Genomic DNA, 1,419 nt, shown 5'->3' on the forward strand with positions numbered 1-1,419 from the left:
GTGTCGAGTTTCGGTGTCGCGCAATATCTGCACGGCTATGACCCGGCACTGCTTGCCGCGATCGAGGAGGCTGCCCTGAAGCTCAAGGCCAGCCATGCCGTGCACAAGCACCTCGATCTGACCTTCATCACCGGGGCCGACCGTTACATCCCCGAGATCAGGGAATTGCTGCATGACAAGCTGCGCCTGGAGCGGCTGTCCGACATGATGGGCACCAAGCTGGAGCCCTATCCGCTGTCGATCGTCGGCTCGACGGTCACCTTCATGAATCCAGGGACGGCGCCGTGGAGTGGCATTGCGATGGCGTTCCGGTCACCGAGCTCATTCCGCTGTCGATCAGCAATCCGCTGGTCGGCGGCCACCTCGAAATCTATTGCGACGACTCCGAAACCGGCCGCGCCATTCTCGAATCCGGCCGCGAGATCCCGCGCAACAGTGTCATGCGCATCGATCACAAGATGAACTACGCGACGCTCGGCCAGTTCCTGGGCGTCCTGCATCGCACCGCGCCGATCCGGTTCGGCGAGCGCGTCACGCTGGTGCTCAACCAGCGCTCGGTGGCCAAACCCTATGTCGACGACAACAGAATGTTCTATCTCGCCGCCGACAATGACCACGACCGTGAGTGGGTCAGCGAACTGGCCGAAGATGTCTGGACCAACCAGCTCCCGGCCTACCGTCGGTTCGAGGCGGAGCATCCCGTGCCCGCCGCCGTCGATGCTCCGGTTCCGGGCGGAGCCAGGGAATCATGATAGTGAACCATGATCCCGAAAAGTCGGAACCGGTTTTCGGACAGGATCATGGTCGAACAGCAAAATAGAATCCCATGCCGATTGTTTCGGCAGGGATCCGGCTCGATATCCGCGTTGGTCTTCGCTGCCGGTGCGGTGGCGTTGTGGTCCACCAATGCCCTGGTCGGCAAATCCCTGCTGACCGGCCACCCGGTGTCGCAGGTCCAGTTCCTGCAATTTGCAGGCGCTGCACTCGTCTTCGCCGCCATCCGATTGATGAGCCGGGCCATCCGATTGATGAGCCGGGAAAGAGTAGCACCGGTCACGGCCGGGGCGGCGCTCATCTCTCTCGCGGTCGGCTTCATCGGCCTGGTCGGCACCATGGTGCTGCAATACATCGCCTTCGCTTCGATGCCGGTGATCGAGGCCAATCTGGTCGCCTACACCTGGCCGTTGATGGTCGCGGCGGCAGTCATTGCCTTGGAAAATCCGCGGCGTCCGGCACTGTTGGGTCTCGCCGCGGTGGTAGGCTTCATCGGCGTCGCGCTGGTGATTTCGGGAGGGCGCAACCAATCCTGGCTCGACGGCGATCTGGTCGGGTATCTCGCCGCATTCGGGTCGGCGCTGTGCATGGCCTTCTATTCGATCATGGTGGGACGGGTCGCCACCCCAGCCGATCGCCTGTTGC

Annotated in this window: 2 protein-coding genes; both read left to right on the plus strand. The window is 62.6% G+C overall.

The annotated features are described in order from the left end of the window. Positions 1–284: 284 nt before the first annotated feature. Positions 285–752 (plus strand): hypothetical protein, encoded by a 468-nt coding sequence (locus EN994_RS36530; RefSeq protein WP_245466139.1) that lies wholly within the window; start codon positions 285–287, stop codon positions 750–752. A 48-nt stretch (positions 753–800) separates the two neighbouring features. Then, on the plus strand, positions 801–1,419 hold a 619-nt coding region (locus EN994_RS31425), incomplete at its 3' end, for a DMT family transporter (protein ID WP_127308150.1).

This window comes from Mesorhizobium sp. M7A.F.Ca.CA.002.09.1.1, from assembly GCF_003998555.1.
In the GTDB taxonomy this organism is placed as follows: domain Bacteria; phylum Pseudomonadota; class Alphaproteobacteria; order Rhizobiales; family Rhizobiaceae; genus Mesorhizobium; species Mesorhizobium ciceri.